At 33.0% G+C, this 17,764-nt stretch carries 20 protein-coding genes; 11 read left to right on the forward strand and 9 right to left on the reverse strand.

Going from position 1 to position 17,764, the window contains the following annotated elements; genetic code table 11:
* Nucleotides 1–6: 6 nt before the first annotated feature.
* Nucleotides 7–1,332 (reverse strand): M16 family metallopeptidase, encoded by a 1,326-nt coding sequence (locus ACNQGG_RS01905; RefSeq protein ID WP_417961007.1) that lies wholly within the window; start codon nucleotides 1,330–1,332, stop codon nucleotides 7–9.
* A gap of 263 nt (nucleotides 1,333–1,595) precedes the next feature.
* On the opposite strand from ACNQGG_RS01905, the gene rplU reads away from it, so the two are divergent.
* Nucleotides 1,596–2,021 carry a 50S ribosomal protein L21 gene (gene rplU / locus ACNQGG_RS01910; RefSeq protein ID WP_039108679.1) on the forward strand — a complete coding sequence of 142 codons (426 nt, stop codon included), beginning with the start codon at nucleotides 1,596–1,598 and terminating at the stop codon, nucleotides 2,019–2,021.
* Between the two features lie 23 nt (nucleotides 2,022–2,044).
* Nucleotides 2,045–2,311, forward strand: coding sequence for a 50S ribosomal protein L27 (gene rpmA, locus ACNQGG_RS01915; RefSeq protein WP_035669638.1), 267 nt, complete (start codon nucleotides 2,045–2,047; stop codon nucleotides 2,309–2,311).
* Nucleotides 2,312–2,565: 254 nt separating this feature from the next.
* Here rpmA and ACNQGG_RS01920 read toward each other — a convergent pair whose 3' ends face one another.
* The 3 genes from ACNQGG_RS01920 to ahcY form a co-directional block, all read right to left on the reverse strand.
* Nucleotides 2,566–2,904, reverse strand: coding sequence for a DoxX family protein (locus ACNQGG_RS01920; protein ID WP_417961010.1), 339 nt, complete (start codon nucleotides 2,902–2,904; stop codon nucleotides 2,566–2,568).
* A gap of 7 nt (nucleotides 2,905–2,911) precedes the next feature.
* Nucleotides 2,912–3,250, reverse strand: coding sequence for a DoxX family protein (locus ACNQGG_RS01925; protein ID WP_417961012.1), 339 nt, complete (start codon nucleotides 3,248–3,250; stop codon nucleotides 2,912–2,914).
* Between the two features lie 362 nt (nucleotides 3,251–3,612).
* Complete coding sequence (gene ahcY, locus ACNQGG_RS01930; protein ID WP_417961014.1) at nucleotides 3,613–4,929, reverse strand: adenosylhomocysteinase; 1,317 nt, start codon at nucleotides 4,927–4,929, stop codon at nucleotides 3,613–3,615.
* Nucleotides 4,930–5,211: 282 nt separating this feature from the next.
* Here ahcY and ACNQGG_RS01935 point away from each other — a divergent pair, with 282 nt between their 5' ends.
* A complete protein-coding gene (locus ACNQGG_RS01935) occupies nucleotides 5,212–5,868 on the forward strand; it encodes a 4'-phosphopantetheinyl transferase family protein (RefSeq protein ID WP_417961016.1) in 657 nt (218 codons plus the stop codon).
* Between the two features lie 64 nt (nucleotides 5,869–5,932).
* On the opposite strand, the gene ACNQGG_RS01940 is transcribed toward ACNQGG_RS01935, so the two are convergent.
* The 3 genes from ACNQGG_RS01940 to ACNQGG_RS01950 form a co-directional block, all read right to left on the reverse strand.
* A complete protein-coding gene (locus ACNQGG_RS01940; RefSeq protein ID WP_417961018.1) occupies nucleotides 5,933–6,322 on the reverse strand; it encodes a group III truncated hemoglobin in 390 nt (129 codons plus the stop codon).
* On the reverse strand, nucleotides 6,319–6,606 hold the full coding sequence (locus ACNQGG_RS01945; protein WP_417961020.1) for a hypothetical protein: 288 nt from the start codon (nucleotides 6,604–6,606) through the stop codon (nucleotides 6,319–6,321). The genes ACNQGG_RS01940 and ACNQGG_RS01945 overlap by 4 nt, the downstream gene beginning before the upstream one ends.
* Before the next feature lie 75 nt (nucleotides 6,607–6,681).
* Nucleotides 6,682–7,278, reverse strand: a complete 597-nt coding sequence (locus ACNQGG_RS01950; protein WP_417961559.1) for a Crp/Fnr family transcriptional regulator — start codon at nucleotides 7,276–7,278, stop codon at nucleotides 6,682–6,684.
* Between the two features lie 94 nt (nucleotides 7,279–7,372).
* Here ACNQGG_RS01950 and ACNQGG_RS01955 point away from each other — a divergent pair, with 94 nt between their 5' ends.
* From ACNQGG_RS01955 to ACNQGG_RS01975, 5 genes are all read left to right on the forward strand, one after another.
* Nucleotides 7,373–8,092, forward strand: a complete 720-nt coding sequence (locus tag ACNQGG_RS01955; protein WP_417961022.1) for a phosphoglycerol geranylgeranyltransferase — start codon at nucleotides 7,373–7,375, stop codon at nucleotides 8,090–8,092.
* A gap of 15 nt (nucleotides 8,093–8,107) precedes the next feature.
* Complete coding sequence (gene pnuC, locus ACNQGG_RS01960; RefSeq protein WP_417961025.1) at nucleotides 8,108–8,743, forward strand: nicotinamide riboside transporter PnuC; 636 nt, start codon at nucleotides 8,108–8,110, stop codon at nucleotides 8,741–8,743.
* Nucleotides 8,692–10,818: a DUF4301 family protein gene (locus tag ACNQGG_RS01965; RefSeq protein WP_417961027.1), complete on the forward strand. Its 2,127-nt coding sequence runs from the start codon at nucleotides 8,692–8,694 to the stop codon at nucleotides 10,816–10,818. Before pnuC ends, ACNQGG_RS01965 begins: the two co-directional genes overlap by 52 nt.
* Before the next feature lie 37 nt (nucleotides 10,819–10,855).
* Complete coding sequence (gene arfB, locus ACNQGG_RS01970; protein ID WP_417961029.1) at nucleotides 10,856–11,260, forward strand: alternative ribosome rescue aminoacyl-tRNA hydrolase ArfB; 405 nt, start codon at nucleotides 10,856–10,858, stop codon at nucleotides 11,258–11,260.
* Nucleotides 11,261–11,537: 277 nt separating this feature from the next.
* Entirely contained in the window at nucleotides 11,538–13,679 is a 2,142-nt protein-coding gene (locus ACNQGG_RS01975; protein ID WP_417961031.1) for a TonB-dependent receptor, read from the forward strand.
* A 60-nt stretch (nucleotides 13,680–13,739) separates the two neighbouring features.
* Here the strand turns inward: ACNQGG_RS01975 and ACNQGG_RS01980 are convergent, their stop codons facing one another.
* A complete protein-coding gene (locus tag ACNQGG_RS01980; RefSeq protein ID WP_417961033.1) occupies nucleotides 13,740–14,159 on the reverse strand; it encodes a Rieske (2Fe-2S) protein in 420 nt (139 codons plus the stop codon).
* A gap of 164 nt (nucleotides 14,160–14,323) precedes the next feature.
* Between ACNQGG_RS01980 and greA the strand changes: the two genes are divergently transcribed.
* The 3 genes from greA (at nucleotide 14,324) to ACNQGG_RS01995 (ending at nucleotide 16,489) form a co-directional block, all read left to right on the forward strand.
* Nucleotides 14,324–14,800, forward strand: a complete 477-nt coding sequence (greA, locus tag ACNQGG_RS01985; RefSeq protein WP_121364313.1) for a transcription elongation factor GreA — start codon at nucleotides 14,324–14,326, stop codon at nucleotides 14,798–14,800.
* Nucleotides 14,801–14,843: 43 nt separating this feature from the next.
* Entirely contained in the window at nucleotides 14,844–15,233 is a 390-nt protein-coding gene (locus tag ACNQGG_RS01990; protein ID WP_417961035.1) for an HIT family protein, read from the forward strand.
* A 95-nt stretch (nucleotides 15,234–15,328) separates the two neighbouring features.
* Nucleotides 15,329–16,489, forward strand: coding sequence for a transglutaminase domain-containing protein (locus ACNQGG_RS01995; RefSeq protein ID WP_417961037.1), 1,161 nt, complete (start codon nucleotides 15,329–15,331; stop codon nucleotides 16,487–16,489).
* Here the strand turns inward: ACNQGG_RS01995 and ACNQGG_RS02000 are convergent.
* Nucleotides 16,481–17,635, reverse strand: a complete 1,155-nt coding sequence (locus ACNQGG_RS02000; protein ID WP_417961039.1) for a sensor histidine kinase — start codon at nucleotides 17,633–17,635, stop codon at nucleotides 16,481–16,483. The genes ACNQGG_RS01995 and ACNQGG_RS02000 overlap by 9 nt on opposite strands.
* Nucleotides 17,636–17,764: the final 129 nt, after the last annotated feature.

Here is a 17,764-nt window from a genome sequence, read left to right on the forward strand (position 1 = left end):
AAGATCTTAATTTCGAGCCTCCGCTTTTGAAGGAACATAATCCAAAATAAGTCTTTGATTTGGATTTAAATATTTGTTGGCCACATCTCTAATTTCCTCACGTGTTATAGAATGCAATAAGTCAATCTCGGTATTAATCAAATTGATATCGCCATATAGCAAATAGTAAGTAGCTAAATTTTCGGCGATGCCTTCCAGCGAACCATTCTTATTGACAAAACGATTGTCAAACGTATTTTTCAATTTTTGAAAATCTTTCTCCGAAATCAACTCAGTCTGGATTTTTACAATTTCCTCGTCAATTTCTTTTATTAAATCGGCAGAAGTGTGCGTTGCCATTGGTAAACCATACAAAATGTACATGCCGTAATCTTCCTGACTAAAACCAACAGCATCTATTTGCAAAGCCATTTTTTTCTCATCAACGATTTTCTTGTATAATTTAGAGCTTTTTCCATCGCTTAAATAGGAAGAAATTAAATCCAATACTCTTGCATCTCTCGTTTTCATCGAAGGAGTTCTGTAAGTAGCCACAACCATTGGAATCTGAATATTTGAATCCTCATAGTTTGCTCTTATAGTTTGTGTAATCGGTTCTTCTGCAAAAGTTTGTTTTTTTATTTCCTTCCCTTTTGGGATTGATCCAAAATATTTCTGAATCCATTCTTTAGCGTTTGTTTTTTCGAAATCTCCTGCTACTACCAAAACGGCGTTGTTTGGAATATAAAATTTCTTATTAAAAGCCTGAAATTCTTCTAAAGTTGCTGCGTCTAAATGTTCCATGGAGCCAATTGTAGTCCAGCGATACGGATGGTTCTTGAACATATTTTCCTTTACGGCTCCAATGATATTGCCATAAGGCTGATTGTCATAACGACTTCTTTTTTCTTCCTTTATAACCCCGTTTTGAGTGTCAACCCCAATTTTATTGATTACCGGATGCATTAATCTTTCGGATTCCATCCAAAGTGCCAGTTCTAAATTGTTAGAAGGAAATACTTCATAATAATAGGTGCGATCATCCGAGGTATTGGCGTTATTTATTCCGCCATTTGAAGTAACGATTTTGAACCATTCGCCGCGTTTAATGTTTTCGGTTCCTTCGAATAAAAGATGTTCGAAAAAATGGGCAAATCCTGTTCTGTTCGGCGTCTCGTCTTTGGAGCCCACATGATACATTACCGAAGTCACCACAACTGGTGCCGATGGATCGTTATGTAATATGACATGCATGCCATTATCTAAATCATATTCTTCGAAAGCTATTTTTTGAGCCGAAGCTATTCCTCCAAGCATAAGTGCGGTACTTAACATTATTATTAATTTTTTCATACGGATTAATACATTTCTATTTACAATAGATAAAAACGAAAAATATTTATACTTCAAAAATACCTTTTTTTAATCATGATTGTCCGGTGATTTAAAGTTTCGGTTAATTTTAACAAATTTGGCTGGATAAATTCTGTTTACGAATATATAAAGTGTTGAAAAACAAAGTTTAAAATAGGCGAAGTATTTTTTTGCTTGAGGGATTGCAGGATAAATATTTAATTGTATATTTGCAACCTTAAAAATTATTAAAACAATTCAGTATGTATGCAATCGTAGAGATAGCAGGGCAACAGTTCAAAGTAAGCAAAGACCTAAAGGTTTACGTTAACCGTTTGACAAATGAAGAAGGTTCGAAAGTTTCTTTCGACAAAGTTTATTTGTTAGATGATAACGGTACAATCACAATAGGCGCCCCAGCTATAGAAGGTGCTTCAGTAGAAGCTAAAGTGTTACAACACTTAAAAGGAGATAAAGTTATCGTTTTCAAAAAGAAAAGAAGAAAAGGATACAAAAAGAGAAACGGTCACAGACAATATCTTACTCAAATTGTAATTGAAGGTATTACTGGTGTTGGTGCTAAGAAAGCAGCTCCTAAGAAAGCAGCAGTTGAAGCAACTACAGAAGAAGAAGTAGAAGCTCCTAAGAAAAAGGTAGCTAAAGCTAAAAAAGAAGATACACAAGAATAATAACAAAATAAAACTAATACGTCATGGCTCACAAGAAAGGTGTCGGTAGTTCTAAGAATGGTAGAGAATCAGAATCAAAACGTTTAGGTGTTAAGATTTTTGGTGGTCAAGCTGCTATTGCTGGGAACATCATCGTAAGACAAAGAGGTTCAAAACATAATCCTGGTGAAAATGTTTACATCAGTAAAGATCACACACTACACGCAAGAGTAGATGGAGTTGTTTTCTTCCAAAAGAAAAGAGATAACAAATCTTATGTTTCTATACTTCCATTTGAAGTTGAAGCATAATTGATTTTCTCAATTATTAGAAAACCCGTTTCGAAAGAAACGGGTTTTTTGTTTTTAATATTATAAAAATTAATATTATAAAAATTAATATTATAAAAATTAATATTATAAAAATTGATATTGTGACTTTGTTTGGGGTTTAGATTGCAGATTTTTGATGCCTAAATGGGTTTGTATATTCATTTAAGTAGAGTCATTGCTGTTTTTATAAAACTTTATCGGATTACAAATAAAAAATTAAACTTCTGATTGATTTATCCTAATGTTTTATATAAAATATAAGTGTTCAGTAAAAAGTAGAAGAAGGCTGGTAAGGAAACTAACAAAGAATCTTTCATCTTTATTCTTACGCCCACGCCCAGCAGCATCAACAAAGCTAAACCTCCTGAGGCAAAAACTAAAACAGTGTAATTCTGGATGCCTATAAACAAACCAAAAGCGCCTGTCAATTCTAAAACAGCGGTTAATATTCCAAACTTTTCGAGGCCAAAGCGTTTGAATTCATTTTTCATGTTTGTAGAGACAAAATAAGCGATTCCGTAAATGAGAAAGGAGATTGCCGAAAAGAAAACAAGTACGTTTAAGAAATTCATATTTTAATTATTTGGAAGCGAATAGCGCTACAAAAAGGGATAACGCCAAAAGAAATAAAGATGGGAAATGTTTAGACCAGGGGTTTTTTGCTTTAAAATGAAAAAATTGTGCGGATGCCATTAAAAAAGCCATTAAAAGTGCCGGTATAAATACTAATTCAGGAAACCATATCCCTGTTATTAATAACGTTGCCAAAGTTATTTTTGAGGCGCCAACGACGTTTCTTGTTAAATCAGACAAGCCGTATTGTTTAAATTCTACAATGATGTTGTCAAGCCTAAAAATCCAAACATAACTTACGGACAATGCGATTATAAGTTGGGCAATAATGGTATAAATATTCATAATTTTATGGTTGTAATTATTCTCTTTTTCGGTTTTATAAAGATGGTTTTTGAGTAAACTTAGTTAACAGTAAACTATATAATGTACTCAAATATACCATAAACTTAGAACATAATGATTCCGTTGTTGGTTTATTAGTAAATAATAGCGGTGTTTTCATTATGATGCCAATCGAAGTTTTGTCAGTGGGTAATAATTAGTAAATTAAATCTGGATTTTAGCTAATATATAAACGGGAGATAAATCCGTGAGGTAGGTTTTACTAAAAACAAAAAGTCGAGCAGCGAAGCCACCTAAAAACAAAAAACCCTCACATTTCTGCAAGGGTTCTATCTTAATATGTAGTACTAAATTTCTTAATACTAATATCTGTAATATTCTGGTTTGAATGGGCCCTCAACTGGAACACCAATATAATCAGCTTGATCAACACGTAAAGTCTCTAATTCTACACCTAGTTTAGCCAAGTGCAACATTGCTACTTTCTCATCCAAATGTTTTGGTAACATGTAAACGTCATTGTTGTATGCCGCGCTGTTTTTCCATAATTCGATTTGAGCCAAAGTTTGATTTGTAAATGAGTTACTCATTACAAAACTTGGGTGACCAGTAGCACAACCAAGGTTTACTAAACGACCTTCTGCAAGGATAAGAATGTCTTTTCCAGCGATAGTGTATTTATCAACTTGTGGTTTGATTTCAATTTTTGATGCACCGTGGTTTTCGTTCAACCAAGCCATATCAATTTCGTTATCAAAATGTCCGATGTTACAAACAATAGTTTTGTCTTTCATTTTTTCGAAATGAGAACCCAAAACAATATCTTTATTTCCGGTGGTAGTAATAATAATATCAGCAGTAGCGATAACGGTATCTAATTTCTTCACTTCAAAACCGTCCATTGCCGCTTGAAGTGCACATATTGGGTCAATTTCAGTAACAGTAACAATAGATCCGGCACCTCTAAAAGAAGCGGCTGTTCCTTTACCTACGTCACCGTACCCACAAACGATTACTCTTTTTGCAGCAAGCATAATGTCAGTTGCACGACGTACCGCATCAACTGCTGATTCTTTACAGCCGTATTTGTTATCAAATTTCGATTTAGTAACCGAGTCATTTACATTTATAGCAGGCATTGGCAATGTTCCCGCTTTTACTCTTTCGTACAATCTGTGAACACCAGTGGTAGTTTCTTCAGACAATCCTTTGATTCCAGCAACCAATTCCGGGAAACGGTCAATAACCATATTCGTCAAATCTCCACCGTCATCAAGAATCATGTTCAATGGTTTTCTGTCTTCACCAAAGAATAATGTTTGCTCGATACACCAGTCAAAATCAACTTCGTTCAAACCTTTCCAAGCATAAACTTGAATTCCTGCAGCAGCAATTGCTGCAGCAGCTTGATCTTGAGTAGAGAAAATGTTACAAGAACTCCAAGTAACTTCAGCGCCAAGAGCGATTAAAGTTTCAATCAAAACCGCAGTTTGGATTGTCATGTGCAAACATCCTGCAATACGAGCACCAGCAAGTGGTTGTTCGTTTTTGTATTCCGCACGAAGCGCCATTAAACCTGGCATTTCAGCTTCTGCTAGTTCAATTTCTTTTCTTCCCCAAGCCGCTAGAGAAATGTCTTTAACTTTGAAAGCCACAAAAGGCATAGTTGTAGTACTCATTTATAGTATATTTGTAATTACTTCGTCCGTTCGCCTTTAGGCTCGGGCGTAAAATTTTTTGCAAATTTACGTAATAACTTTAGAATTTTACTGTTTTCTAAAAGATTTATGAATTGTTTAATTCGCTAATCTTTTGAACATTAACGAAATAATTTCTTTAAGCTGAACTTGTTTCAGTTTCTGGAGCTATTTCCCGTTATTCGCTATATCTTTTTACACGCAAAAAAAGCGTGAAAAAAGGATGCCGCTACTACCGGGGCTAAAAAACAAAACCTGAACACGATGCCGCTTTTCAAAACCATAAATTTCTCCCGAAGCGTCGGGACCACTACCCAAATTCTTGTTTGGAAAGTAACGGAATCCTATGCGGAATTATTAGAACAAGTGGTCTTAAACGACAGCAATCGCATACGGCTCGACGGAATGAAATCCGAAATGCACCAACGCGCCTTCCTTAGTGTTCGCAAGTTATTGCAGGAAACGGGCCACACGGATTTAGATTTGTATTATGATGAATTTGGCAAACCGCATCTACATGGAGAGAAACACATTTCGATAACACATTCCCATAATTTTTCGGCAATTATCATTAGTGAAGAAACCGTAGGAATCGACATCGAATTACAAAGAGACAAAATCATCCGCATCGCTGATAAATTCTGTGACTCAGAATTTCAATTCTTATCCCGAAGCTTCGGTGCCGAAAATAAGGAAGAATACATCAGGAAATTGACCGTGATTTGGGGCGCCAAAGAAGCCATTTTTAAAATCCGAAACGAAAAAGGGATTAGTTTCAAAGATCATATTAATGTCAATGCTTTTGAATTAAACGTTAAACAAACTATTGCAGAACTTCACTTTGATAGTCTGGTCAAAGATTTCAAAATTCATTTTGAAGAAATAGAAGATTTCACTTTAGTTTATGCGTTTGAAAACTAGTGTTTAGTTTTTAGTTGCCGTTTGTTTTTTGAATGTTCCGATGGCTTCTGAAGAGAAAAGTTATTTATTGTTTACTTCTGCTTTCAAAAATATTCATATAAATAAAAGTACCCATTTTCCGAGCTCTTCGTTTCAGTATTTCGACATTTTCACCTTCAAAAAGTTCGTCTAAAGTTTCAAACCATACGTTCAGCCAAATACCAAATTCATTAGGCGAAATCCGATGGTCAAAATGTTTGTCCACTTCGTTATGAGCTGCAATGGGGTTTCCTTTGTATTTCTTTATTGCAAATAAATTCATTTCCCAAAAATCCGTCAACTTTTCTAAATGTTCCTCCCAATTGATGATTGTTTCATTAAAAAAGAAACCAATTTCTTTGTCGGCTCTTATTTTAGCATAGAAAGAATGGACGAGAAGGGTCAAGTCGTCTCGATTTTTAATTATTTTTTTCATATTGCAATATTATTCAAAAAGATGAACAAAGCACTGCAAAGTACACTTGTAATGATGAGATTGAATACTAATTTATGGTTCATTTGTGATAAAATGGAAGTGTTCACTAACATGCAAATTAAAACAATAATGGCTAATTGTGTCATTTGTAAAATAGAGGTGCCGTTAGAAAGAATGAACATTGCTGCAGCGGCACCAAGACAACTTTGTCCAATAACTGCCATTGTTGAAGAGCCAATAAAATTTTGTTCAAAATTTTCGAATGTTTTTTTATAGAGTGTCATAATATGTGAATTTTATACAGCAAATTTAGTTGCACTTCCATTCAGTTCTTTATGACTTAAATCATAAAGCAAAAATTAACGGTACACTTTTCGGTTAATGATTTTTAAAACTCCTTTTTTTTCTAATGATTTAATGGCTCGAATGACAGTTTCTACACGGAGTCCGGTTAAATCGCCAATTTGCTGCCGGGTTAAATCGATTCGGTATCCGTTTTTATCCGCTTTAAAATTAAAATAAGCAATAGAATAATCAATTAATCGCAATACTCTGTGCTCCGGTTCGTGAGTGGAAATCTCAGCCGCCATAACCGATTTATAATGCAACCGTTGTGCTAAATTTTCAATCACCTTCATGGATTCTGAGGGGTTTTCGTTTAGCAATTTCATAAAGCCGTCTTTTGAAATACTGAGAAGCTCTGTGTCTTCAACAGCTATTGCATTGGCGGGATAGGGTCGATTTAAAAATAATGGTGGCTCTCCAAAACTATGATTTTCGGTAAAAAAACCTTGAATGAATTCACGTCCGTCATCGTTATAATTATTCATTTTTACTTCTCCCGAAAGTATTTGATAATAATGTATCGCTTGATTGCCTTCTTCAAAAATGGTTTCTGTTTTTTTATATGATTTTCTAATGGCGCCATATTTTTCCAATAATTCAGTAGCTATCATAATTGCAGTTGTTTTTTGTTCAGAATCGTATAACAAATATAATTGATTCAAAATAGTTCTCAGACTTCAAAAAAACTTTTACTTTTACAGCTATATGAAGCAAAAGATTTACAATCAACTACTCCAAGCAAAGTTGGAAAACAAAAAAATGTTGGCCATTCTTCTGGATCCGGATAAAGTGGTTTTGGAAAACCTTGATCTTTTAATTTCAAAAATCAATCATTCGCCGGCAACACATATTTTCATTGGCGGAAGTCTGGTTACAACTAATATTCTAGAGGAGTTAATTGTACAGATTAAACAAAATTGTGATTTGCCAATCGTTCTTTTTCCTGGAAATCCATCTCAGATTTCAGATAAAGCAGATGCAATTTTATTCCTGTCGCTAATCTCTGGAAGAAATCCCGATTATTTAATAGATTATCAGGTAAAAGCAGCACCTATTTTAAAACAAACCCAACTCGAAATTATTTCTACCGGATATATTTTAATTGAAAGTGGCAATGAAACCGCCGTAGAACGGATCAGTAAAACCAAACCATTAGACCGGAATAATGTTGGTTATGTAGTTCAAACCGCACAAGCAGGTGAAATGTTAGGAAATAAATTGATTTATTTGGAAGCTGGAAGTGGAGCGAAAAATGCTGTTGCTCTGGAAATGATTAAAAAAGTGGCTCAAAATATTGAAATTCCATTAGTTGTTGGAGGTGGAATTGTAGATTTGCAAGGAATTAAAAAGGCGTATAATGCAGGAGCTGATTTGGTGGTTATAGGAACGGCTTTTGAAAACGACTTGAATTTTTTTAATCAATAATTTTAAAAAAATCTAATGATAGAATATTTTTTTTCTCAATATAGAGATTACCCAACATTCGACATTGTTCTGGAAATTATAGCGGTAATTTTTGGGCTGTTCAGTGTTTGGTATGCTAAAAAAGATAATATTTTGGTTTTTCCAACAGGATTAGTAAGTACATTTATTTATGTTTATTTACTATGGAAATGGACTTTATGGGGTGATATGATGATAAATGGCTATTATTTTATAATGAGTATTTATGGTTGGTATCATTGGACAAGGAAAAAAGGAGATACCGTTGAGTTCCCAATTTCAATAATTTCTAATTATGAAAAAAGAATTGCCATAATTATTTTTATATTTACGGTCGCATTCGTGGTTTCAGTTTATCACTATTTTGATAAATTTACTACTTGGTATGCTTATGTCGATACCTTTATAACGGGTGTTTTCTTTATTGGAATGTGGCTTATGGCCAAAAGGAAAATTGAAAATTGGATATTTTGGATTATTGGAGATGTTATTTCCATTCCATTGTATTTTGCAAAAGGGTTTACTTTTACAAGTTTTCAGTATGTAGTATTTACAATTGTTGCCGTTTACGGTTATTTAGAATGGAAAAAAACCTTAGACAGTTCCCGAAAAACGGATCTACAGAAATCATAAAAATTGCTCTTTTTGGTCCTGAAAGCACAGGCAAAACGACATTGGCAAAACAACTCGCCGAGTATTATAATACGGAATGGGTTCCTGAATTTGCGCGAGATTATCTTCAAGAAAAATGGAATAAAAGTCAACTTATTTGTAATGTTGAAGATATGCTGCCTATTGCTTATGGCCAAACTAAATTGGAAAATGAATATTTAGGATTAGCCAATAAGTATCTATTTTGTGATACTAATTTAATGGTGACCAAGGTTTTTTCAGAAGTGTATTATAACTATTGCGATCCGCTATTAGGTGAAGCGGCTCTTGAACATGAATACGATTTGTTTTTCCTGACGGATATTGACGTTCCTTGGGAAAAAGATGATTTAAGGGATAGCCCAGAAAAAAGAGAATCTGTATTTGCCATTTTTAAACAATCTTTAATTGATAATAAAAAGCCATTTATAACGCTTTCTGGAGACAAAAATTTACGATTAAATAAAGCGATTTCAATAATTGATGATTTGACAGAAGCCATGAAGATGGGCTTTTCTTCTATTGATTTTGTGCAAATTTATGAAAATGAAATTCCATTGGAAAACATCAAGCAACAATTGAGTTTTTTTAGGAATGGAATTACAAAGAGTAATCTGGTAGGGCCTGCAACTTTGTTTAACGGTATTTTGAAATTATCTGAAAGTAATTTTCAAGAAAAAGCAGTGTTTTTTGATGCAAACAAATCGAAATTAAAACTAGAAAAATTCGTTCCTGCATCGGGTGCCGCAAGCAGAATGTTTAAGTTTTTACTTTCTTTTTTGAAAGATTATGATATTGAAAATGAAACTATCAATGCATATATAAACAGAAAAAAAGACACGGAATTGTCTATTTTTATAGTTGGCTTAGAAAAATTTCCATTTTTTAAGGTAATTGATAAGAAATTAAGAGAAGAATTTCCTGATTTTGAATCTTTCGATAAGGATTATAAAAATTATTATTTCATAAAATTACTTTTAGCTAAAGACTACTTTGATTTCTCCAGTAAGCCAAAGGGTGCGCTTCCTTTTCATAAATATAAAAAACGTATTGTAACTCCAGTTGAAGAGCATCTTAATGAATGTATTTATTATGCAAGTTCTGATACTAGTTCAAATATGCATTTTACAATGTCTGAGTCGCATTTAGGTCAATTTGAAACTATAATTGACGCCATTAAAAGTGAAGCAGAAATACAATCAGGAATAGCAATAAATGTAAGCTATTCTTATCAAAACAAGAATACGGATACCATCGCTGTCGATTTTGAGAATAACCCATTTAGGGATGAAAGTGGGCGATTGTTTTTTAGGCCGGGAGGTCATGGTGCTTTAATAGAAAATCTAAATCAACTAGATGCGGATGTTATATTTATCAAAAATATCGATAATGTAATTCAAAATAATATTGAAAAAACAGGAAGGTATAAAAAAGCATTAGCGGGAGTTTTGATGGAATTGCAACAGCAATTATTTGAGTACTTACATGCAATTGACGCTGAGGATATCCAACAAGAATATCTTGATGAAATTTTGCTTTTTTTAGAGGAAAAATTAAATATTAGAATTCCGGATGATTTCTTTAACCTTAGTTTTGAGAATAAAATAATCAAAATAAAATCGCTGTTAAATAAACCTATTCGAGTTTGTGGAATGGTAAAAAATGAAGGAGAAGCCGGCGGCGGACCATTTTGGGTGAAAGATGATAATGGGACTATTTCGTTGCAAATTGTAGAAAGTTCTCAAGTAGATTTATCGAATGAGAATCAAAAGAAAATCCTTAATAGTTCAACACATTTTAATCCTGTAGACTTAGTTTGTGGAATTAAAAATTATAAAAAAGAAAAGTTCGATTTAACGCAATACGTTGATCATAATAGTGGTTTTATAGTGGAGAAAACTACTTTTGGAAGAGATATTAAATCATACGAATTACCTGGATTATGGAATGGTGCTATGGCAAACTGGATTACCATATTTGTTCAAGTGCCTTTAATTACCTTTAATCCTGTAAAAAGTGTAAATGATTTATTAAAATCGGCACACCAGCCGCAATAGTTGTACTGAAACAATCCCGAAGTTTCGGGACGCATAAATGGAGAAAGAAAAAATTATATCAGAATTAACTTTTAAAGCCGTTCGAAGCAGTGGTGCTGGCGGACAAAATGTAAACAAGGTTTCCTCTAAAGTAGTTTTGACTTTTGATTTGAAAAACTCAAAAGCATTGGCCGAAGAGGAGAAATTACTGTTGGAAACTAAATTGTCTTCAAGATTAACAACTGATTTAGTTTTGATTTTGAACTGTGATGAAGATCGGAGTCAACTTAAAAATAAAGAAATTGTAATCAAACGATTTTTGGAAATAATAAGAAACGGCTTAATTGTTCCCAAAGAAAGGAAAGCAACTAAAATTCCCAAATCGGTTATTCGAAAGCGAATAAAAGATAAAAAGAATGTGTCTGAAGTTAAGAAAAATCGCAGGAAACCAGATTTAAATTAAATAAATTTTTTAGGTTCTAATTATTTTTCCAAATCTAACGGTCAAAGAATCTAAATATCTAAAAATCTTTTCTAAATTTGCAGCGTCTCAAAGGGGTGCTTAAAATCTGAATAAGTTCAGAATAAAGCTGAGATTATACCCAAAGAACCTGGACAAGTAATGTTGTCAAGGGAAAAAATGATAAAAAAAGAGTGTATAGTACTTTTTTGTCATAGGAAACAATCATTTTAATTTAACAAAAGAATAATTCCCCCTTTTATTCGTAATCTTTTTACGGATGAATACTTTATTTTATTTTATTGGCCGCAAAGGCACAAAGACGCAAAGTTCAAGATTTTTGCTGTCTATTATTTTTTGTCTATTATCTTTTTATTCCTTTTCCCAAGTCAAAGACACAACCAAAGTAAACCAACTCGATGAAGTATTGGTTTCGGCAATTCGTGTTACTTCAAAAACTCCGGTTAGTTTTAGCAATTTAGATAAAAAAGAACTCAAATTTAGAAATTTAGGACAGGATATTCCTATTTTGATGAATTATCTGCCATCAGTTGTTACGACTTCTGATGCTGGAAATGGAGTAGGATATACTGGAATTCGTGTTCGTGGTAGCGATGCAACAAGAGTAAATGTAACGATCAATGGAATTCCTTATAATGATTCTGAAAGTCATGGAACCTATTGGGTAAATATGCCGGATTTTGCTTCTTCAGTAGAGAGTTTGCAATTGCAACGTGGTGTAGGAACTTCAACAAATGGAGCAGGTGCTTTTGGCGCGAGTTTAAATATGTTGACTGATTCTTATTCTGATAAAGCAACAGGAGAAATTTCTAATTCTTTTGGAAGTTTTAATACTCAAAAACATACTATAAAATTCAGTACGGGATTAATTAATGATCATTTTGAACTGGCGGGACGTTTGTCTGCATTAAAATCTGATGGTTACATTGACAGGGCTAAGTCTGATTTAAAATCTTATTTCCTTCAAGGAACGTACGTTGGTAAAACGACTTTAATTAAAGCGTTGGCTTTTGGAGGAAAAGAAAAAACGTATCAATCGTGGAACGGAACTGACGGCGCAACTTTAATTAGTGACAGGACGTTTAATTCAGCCGGGATTTTTACGGATGAGTCCGGGAATACGAGATATTATGATAATGAAACGGATAATTACCAACAAGATCATTATCAATTGCATTGGAACGAAAAGGTTTCTAATAATTGGAGTACGAACTTAGCTTTTCATTATACTAAAGGAAAAGGATATTATGAAAATTATAAAGAAGACGCTGATTTTTCTGATTATGGATTGCAACCAGTAGGCATTTTAACAACAACGGATTTGATTCGTCAAAAATGGTTGGATAATGATTTCTACGGGACTACATTTTCTGCAAATTATACAACTAAAAAATTGGATGTCATCTTTGGTGGTGGTTATAACAAATACGAAGGAGACCATTTTGGAAAAGTGATTTGGGCTCGTTATTCTTCTCAAAGTGAATTGGGAGATCATTATTATGATGATTTTGCTACTAAAACCGATGGAAATGTTTTTGCAAAAGCAAATTATCAAATAACTGAAAAAATAAGCTTATTTGGAGATTTACAACTAAGAAATGTACATTATAAAGCTGATAGTTATGAAACGGGTTCAGTAAATGACAACTTTAATTTTTTTAATCCAAAGACGGGATTGAATTTTGATATCGACGCTAAAAACAAGTTGTACTTTTCGTATGCAAGAGCAAATCGCGAGCCAAACAGAACGGATTATGAAGGCGGAAATGCTAAGCCAGAAAAGTTGAATGACTTTGAATTGGGTTGGAGATATGTCGCTGATAAACTGAAATTCAATTCGAATGTGTATTACATGGCCTATAAAGACCAATTGATATTAACTGGAAAATTAGATGATGTAGGAAGTCCGATTCGTTCTAATAGTGAGAAAAGTTACCGTTTAGGACTGGAAGTTGATGCTACAATTGCGGTATCGGAACAATTTATTATTCGTCCTAATTTTACTTTAAGTGCTAATAAAAATATTGATTTAGCTGTTGAAGGGGAGCATTACGGGACTACTGATATTGCTTATTCACCAGCATTTATTGTTGGGAATATTTTGGTTTATAAGCCTACAGAAAACTTTCAAGTATCTTGGATGCAAAAATTTGTGGGAGAACAATACATGAATAATATCGAATTACCGGCTGCAAAGTTGGCGGATTATTTTGTGAACGATTTGAATGTTGCTTATGAATTTAAACCAAAATCAGTTTTTAAATCAATTATTGTGACTGGTTTGGTAAACAATGTTTTAGACAAAAAATATGTTTCGAATGGGTATATGTGGGATGTTTATCCATATTATTATCCACAATCCGGAATCAACTTCTTGGCTGGATTAACCCTGAAGTTTTAGATTGTTATTGGTTATAAAAGCAAAAAATCCTGATAGTTAAACTATCAGGATTTTTTGCTTTTAATTATATACTCGAAGGACATTTCCATTGACTTCTACACGATATTGTTTTAAAGGATATTGTGCCCCCCCTTGGGCTTGACCCGTAAACAAACTGTATTCTTTACTGTCACAAGGACAAAGTACATTTATTCCTTTTATTGTCATGGTCGAGCAGCTGCTCAAAGCTTGATTAGGGCAAGCGGCATCGAATGCGTTATAGCCACTTCCGGTGTTGAATACAAATATCCCTTTGACACCCGCACCAGAATAATAAATAGCATTACTGGGATACTGGAGATTAGAATATGCAGGTAGATTCATGTTGATGTCCAGAGTAAAGCTGTAATTTGGGAGGTAGGGGTTTTTATTGTTAAAACCATTGTCACTGCAACTAAATAAAAATGGAATAATCAGAGATACCAACAGTAGTTTTTTCATTATTCAAAATTTATTAAAAGAATTAGCGAAACAAATTTAATTTATTTAACTTTGAATTATATATGATTAACATATATTTATTGGCTAAAAAAAATTAATAGTATCTTTGTGGAAAGAAATCCCGTCCTGATGGGATTTTTTCTATTTATATAAATGACGAAATTATGAGCACAGTATCTTATTACACCGCGGAAGGATTAAAGAAGTTAAGAGAAGAATTGGATTATTTGAAAAGTGTAATGCGTCCAAAAGCATCTGCAGATATAGCTGAGGCAAGAGATAAAGGAGATTTGTCTGAAAATGCAGAATATGATGCCGCCAAAGAGGCACAAGGAATGTTGGAAATGCGAATTGCAAAATTAGAAGAGGTACATTCTAATGCTCGATTAATTGATGAAACGCATCTTGATGTTTCTAAAGTGTTGGTTTTGTCCAATGTAAAAATCAAAAACCAAACCAATGGAATGGAAATGAAATACACGTTGGTTGCAGAAAGTGAAGCCGATTTAAAAACAGGAAAAATCTCTGTAACCTCCCCAATTGGTAAAGGTTTATTAGGAAAATCTGTAGGAGAATTTGCTGAAATTACGGTGCCTAATGGTGTTTTGAAATTCGAAATTTTAGAAATTTCCCGCGACTAAATAGTTAAAGGTTTAACCGATTCATCAATTAACCAATTCAACAATGTCAAGTATTTTTACAAAAATCATAAACGGAGAAATTCCTTGCTATAAAATAGCAGAGGATGATAATTTTTTGGCATTTTTGGATGTAAATCCAAATGCAAAAGGGCATACACTTTGTGTTCCAAAACAGGAAATCGATAAGATTTTTGATATTGAGGATGATTTGTATATAGGTCTTATGCAGTTTTCAAAAAAAATAGCCATTGCATTGGAGAAAACAGTTCCTTGTAAAAGAATTGGGATGGCCGTTATTGGTCTGGAAGTCCCTCATGCTCACGTTCATCTTATTCCATTGAATGAAATGGATGAAATGCGTTTTCAAAATAAAGTAGCTTTAAGTAAAGAAGAATTTGAAGCATTGGCAATAAGTATTCAAACTAATTTATAATAGTTGTACAAATAAAATAAATTGGTACGGTTTTCGTTCAGAAAGGGAATAGGTGAAAATCTATTCCCTTTTAATTTATGAGTCTACTTAGTAAGATGAAAAATATTTATATACTACTTTTTTTATTTTTATCCGTTTTAAGTTTCGGTCAGAATGCAGGATATGCTTTGATTGACAAGAAAATGGCTGCTATTTCCACTAATTCTACTGAGGCGATTGCTAATTATATAAATGCTAACTTTAAAACTGATTCCGATAAAATTCGTGCTGTTTTTTATTGGACTGCATCAAATATTAGCTACGATGTTGCTAATATGTTTACGGTAAACTTTAATGAAACTCCACAAGAACAAATAACAAAAACCTTAAAAACAAAGAAAGGGGTCTGTATTCATTATGCTACCGTTTTTAATGATATTTCGAATAAAATTGGGATACAATCATACATAATAGAAGGCTATACAAAGCAATATGGGAAAGTGGCAAACTTGGCTCATGCCTGGTGTACTGCTAAAATTGATAATAAGTGGTATTTATTTGACCCTACCTGGGGTTCAGGCTATGTAAATAATGGGAAATTTTTTAAAAAATTAAATGAGACTTATTTTAAGGCAGAACCCGCAAAATTGATTTCTTCTCACATTCCTTTTGATTATTTATGGCAGTTTCTAAATTATCCAATTACCAATAATGAGTTTTATGAAGGGGTAACTCAAATCAATAAATCCAAGAAATACTTCAATTTTGAGAATGAAATTGCTAAATTAAATACTTTATCAGAAATTGATAAATTATTTGAGTCTGCAGCAAGGATAGAAAAAAATGGAGTTAAAAATACCATGATTTTAGAACGTTTGGAAGGGAAAAAGAAAGAGATAACTTATTTGCGACAAAATTCGAATGTTGAAAAATTAAATTCAATAGTCAACAATTACAATGAGGCTGTCGATTTATTAAATGACTTTGTTCATTATAGAAATAATAAGTTTAAGCCCACTTTATCTGACGATGAAATTAGTAGCATGATTCAAGCTCCTATTGAAAAATTAGCCAAATGCCAAGATGCCATTTATACGATAGGTTCCGTTGGGACTGATAATTCTTCCAATTTGACTTCGTTAAAAAAATCAATCAATGATGTTTTAGTACAAGCAAAAGAACATGAGTCATTTGTGCAGGAATATTTAAGTAAGTCAAAAATTGTCAGAAAGACTATGTTTACAAAGGTTTCTTGGTTTGGAGTTCCGTTAAACTAAATTGCTTTTTTTAAAACTGACTTGCATTGTTGTTCCTTTTCCTATTTCGGAATTCAAGACCTTTATAGTTCCTTTATGGTATTCTTCCACAATTCTTTTGGTTAAAGAAAGACCCAATCCCCAACCCCTTTTTTTAGTGGTGAAACCGGGTTCAAATATGGTTTTGAATTGTTTTTTTTGAATTCCGCCTCCAGAATCTATGATGTTTATATTGACAGAGTTACCTTCTTGCTCAATTTCTAAAGCTAATTTTCCTCTTCCTTTCATGGCATCGATAGCATTTTTTACCAGATTTTCTATCGTCCAACTGTGTAAAGTAGGATTAAGCGAGACCATAATAGTTGATTTTGGTGCTTTAAATGAAAATTCAATTTGTTTTGAAAATCGAGATTGTAAATAATCATAAGATTGAAGTGTTTCTGCTACAATGTCCTTGTCTTCTAATTTTGGTTCCGAACCTATTTTCGAAAAACGATCTGTTATGGTTTGTAGGCGTTCAATGTCTTTTTCAATTTCGAAAGTAGTGCTTTCATCTACATTTTCGGATTTCAAGAGTTCTACCCAGCCAATTAAGGATGAAAGTGGGGTTCCTATTTGGTGCGCGGTTTCTTTTGCCATTCCTGCCCAAAGTTTATTTTGCGTGGCCATTTTGGTACTTCGATAGAAATTATAGACTAAGCCGCCAAATAATACTATAATGAGCAATAAAGCAATAGGGTAATATTTTAGTTTGTTCAGTAATGCCGAATTGCCATAATATAGTTTTTGAAATTTTCCAGGTACATATTCAATTACAATGGGGTCATTTTCGTTTTTTAAATCATGTAAAAATGCGTTTGCCTTCGGTTTGTTTTTTACAATTGCATCGTCAATATTTACCGTATTTATGATGCTGTCATTCTCTGTAAGTATTATGGGAATTGAGGTGTTGTTACTGAAAATCTGAAGCGGAAGCTCTACATCCGTATTTTCACCTGCATTAATCAGTGTTTTTTGTGCTTTTGCCCAAAGGTTCATTTTTAATCGTTCTTCATTTTTAAAGATTTGAAAAAAAGTATAGGTATTCCAAAGAATCAATGAAATTATTAAAAAGGAAGCAAAAATAATAATCCAACGGGTTGTATTTCTTCTTTCAGAAAACTGCATAAATTAAATTTTGAATTATAAATATAACGAAATAAATGCTCTAGTATTTTAGTTTTAATTAAAGAATTTTTTTTCAAAAAATTATATCCTATTTTTATTCTAAATCTCGATTACTACTTCTTAAACTTG

The organism is Flavobacterium esculini (assembly GCF_048284325.1).
GTDB lineage: Bacteria > Bacteroidota > Bacteroidia > Flavobacteriales > Flavobacteriaceae > Flavobacterium.

What these genes read in the sequence shown, in the direction of transcription:
- ACNQGG_RS01905 (WP_417961007.1), bottom strand. Translation starts at nt 1,332, where the DNA reads ATGAAAAAATTAATAATAATGTTAAGTACCGCACTTATGCTTGGAGGA.
- rplU (WP_039108679.1), top strand. Translation starts at nt 1,596, where the DNA reads ATGTATGCAATCGTAGAGATAGCAGGGCAACAGTTCAAAGTAAGCAAA.
- rpmA (WP_035669638.1), top strand. Translation starts at nt 2,045, where the DNA reads ATGGCTCACAAGAAAGGTGTCGGTAGTTCTAAGAATGGTAGAGAATCA.
- ACNQGG_RS01920 (WP_417961010.1), bottom strand. Translation starts at nt 2,904, where the DNA reads ATGAATTTCTTAAACGTACTTGTTTTCTTTTCGGCAATCTCCTTTCTC.
- ACNQGG_RS01925 (WP_417961012.1), bottom strand. Translation starts at nt 3,250, where the DNA reads ATGAATATTTATACCATTATTGCCCAACTTATAATCGCATTGTCCGTA.
- ahcY (WP_417961014.1), bottom strand. Translation starts at nt 4,929, where the DNA reads ATGAGTACTACAACTATGCCTTTTGTGGCTTTCAAAGTTAAAGACATT.
- ACNQGG_RS01935 (WP_417961016.1), top strand. Translation starts at nt 5,212, where the DNA reads ATGCCGCTTTTCAAAACCATAAATTTCTCCCGAAGCGTCGGGACCACT.
- ACNQGG_RS01940 (WP_417961018.1), bottom strand. Translation starts at nt 6,322, where the DNA reads ATGAAAAAAATAATTAAAAATCGAGACGACTTGACCCTTCTCGTCCAT.
- ACNQGG_RS01945 (WP_417961020.1), bottom strand. Translation starts at nt 6,606, where the DNA reads ATGACACTCTATAAAAAAACATTCGAAAATTTTGAACAAAATTTTATT.
- ACNQGG_RS01950 (WP_417961559.1), bottom strand. Translation starts at nt 7,278, where the DNA reads ATGATAGCTACTGAATTATTGGAAAAATATGGCGCCATTAGAAAATCA.
- ACNQGG_RS01955 (WP_417961022.1), top strand. Translation starts at nt 7,373, where the DNA reads ATGAAGCAAAAGATTTACAATCAACTACTCCAAGCAAAGTTGGAAAAC.
- pnuC (WP_417961025.1), top strand. Translation starts at nt 8,108, where the DNA reads ATGATAGAATATTTTTTTTCTCAATATAGAGATTACCCAACATTCGAC.
- ACNQGG_RS01965 (WP_417961027.1), top strand. Translation starts at nt 8,692, where the DNA reads ATGGAAAAAAACCTTAGACAGTTCCCGAAAAACGGATCTACAGAAATC.
- arfB (WP_417961029.1), top strand. Translation starts at nt 10,856, where the DNA reads ATGGAGAAAGAAAAAATTATATCAGAATTAACTTTTAAAGCCGTTCGA.
- ACNQGG_RS01975 (WP_417961031.1), top strand. Translation starts at nt 11,538, where the DNA reads ATGAATACTTTATTTTATTTTATTGGCCGCAAAGGCACAAAGACGCAA.
- ACNQGG_RS01980 (WP_417961033.1), bottom strand. Translation starts at nt 14,159, where the DNA reads ATGAAAAAACTACTGTTGGTATCTCTGATTATTCCATTTTTATTTAGT.
- greA (WP_121364313.1), top strand. Translation starts at nt 14,324, where the DNA reads ATGAGCACAGTATCTTATTACACCGCGGAAGGATTAAAGAAGTTAAGA.
- ACNQGG_RS01990 (WP_417961035.1), top strand. Translation starts at nt 14,844, where the DNA reads ATGTCAAGTATTTTTACAAAAATCATAAACGGAGAAATTCCTTGCTAT.
- ACNQGG_RS01995 (WP_417961037.1), top strand. Translation starts at nt 15,329, where the DNA reads ATGAAAAATATTTATATACTACTTTTTTTATTTTTATCCGTTTTAAGT.
- ACNQGG_RS02000 (WP_417961039.1), bottom strand. Translation starts at nt 17,635, where the DNA reads ATGCAGTTTTCTGAAAGAAGAAATACAACCCGTTGGATTATTATTTTT.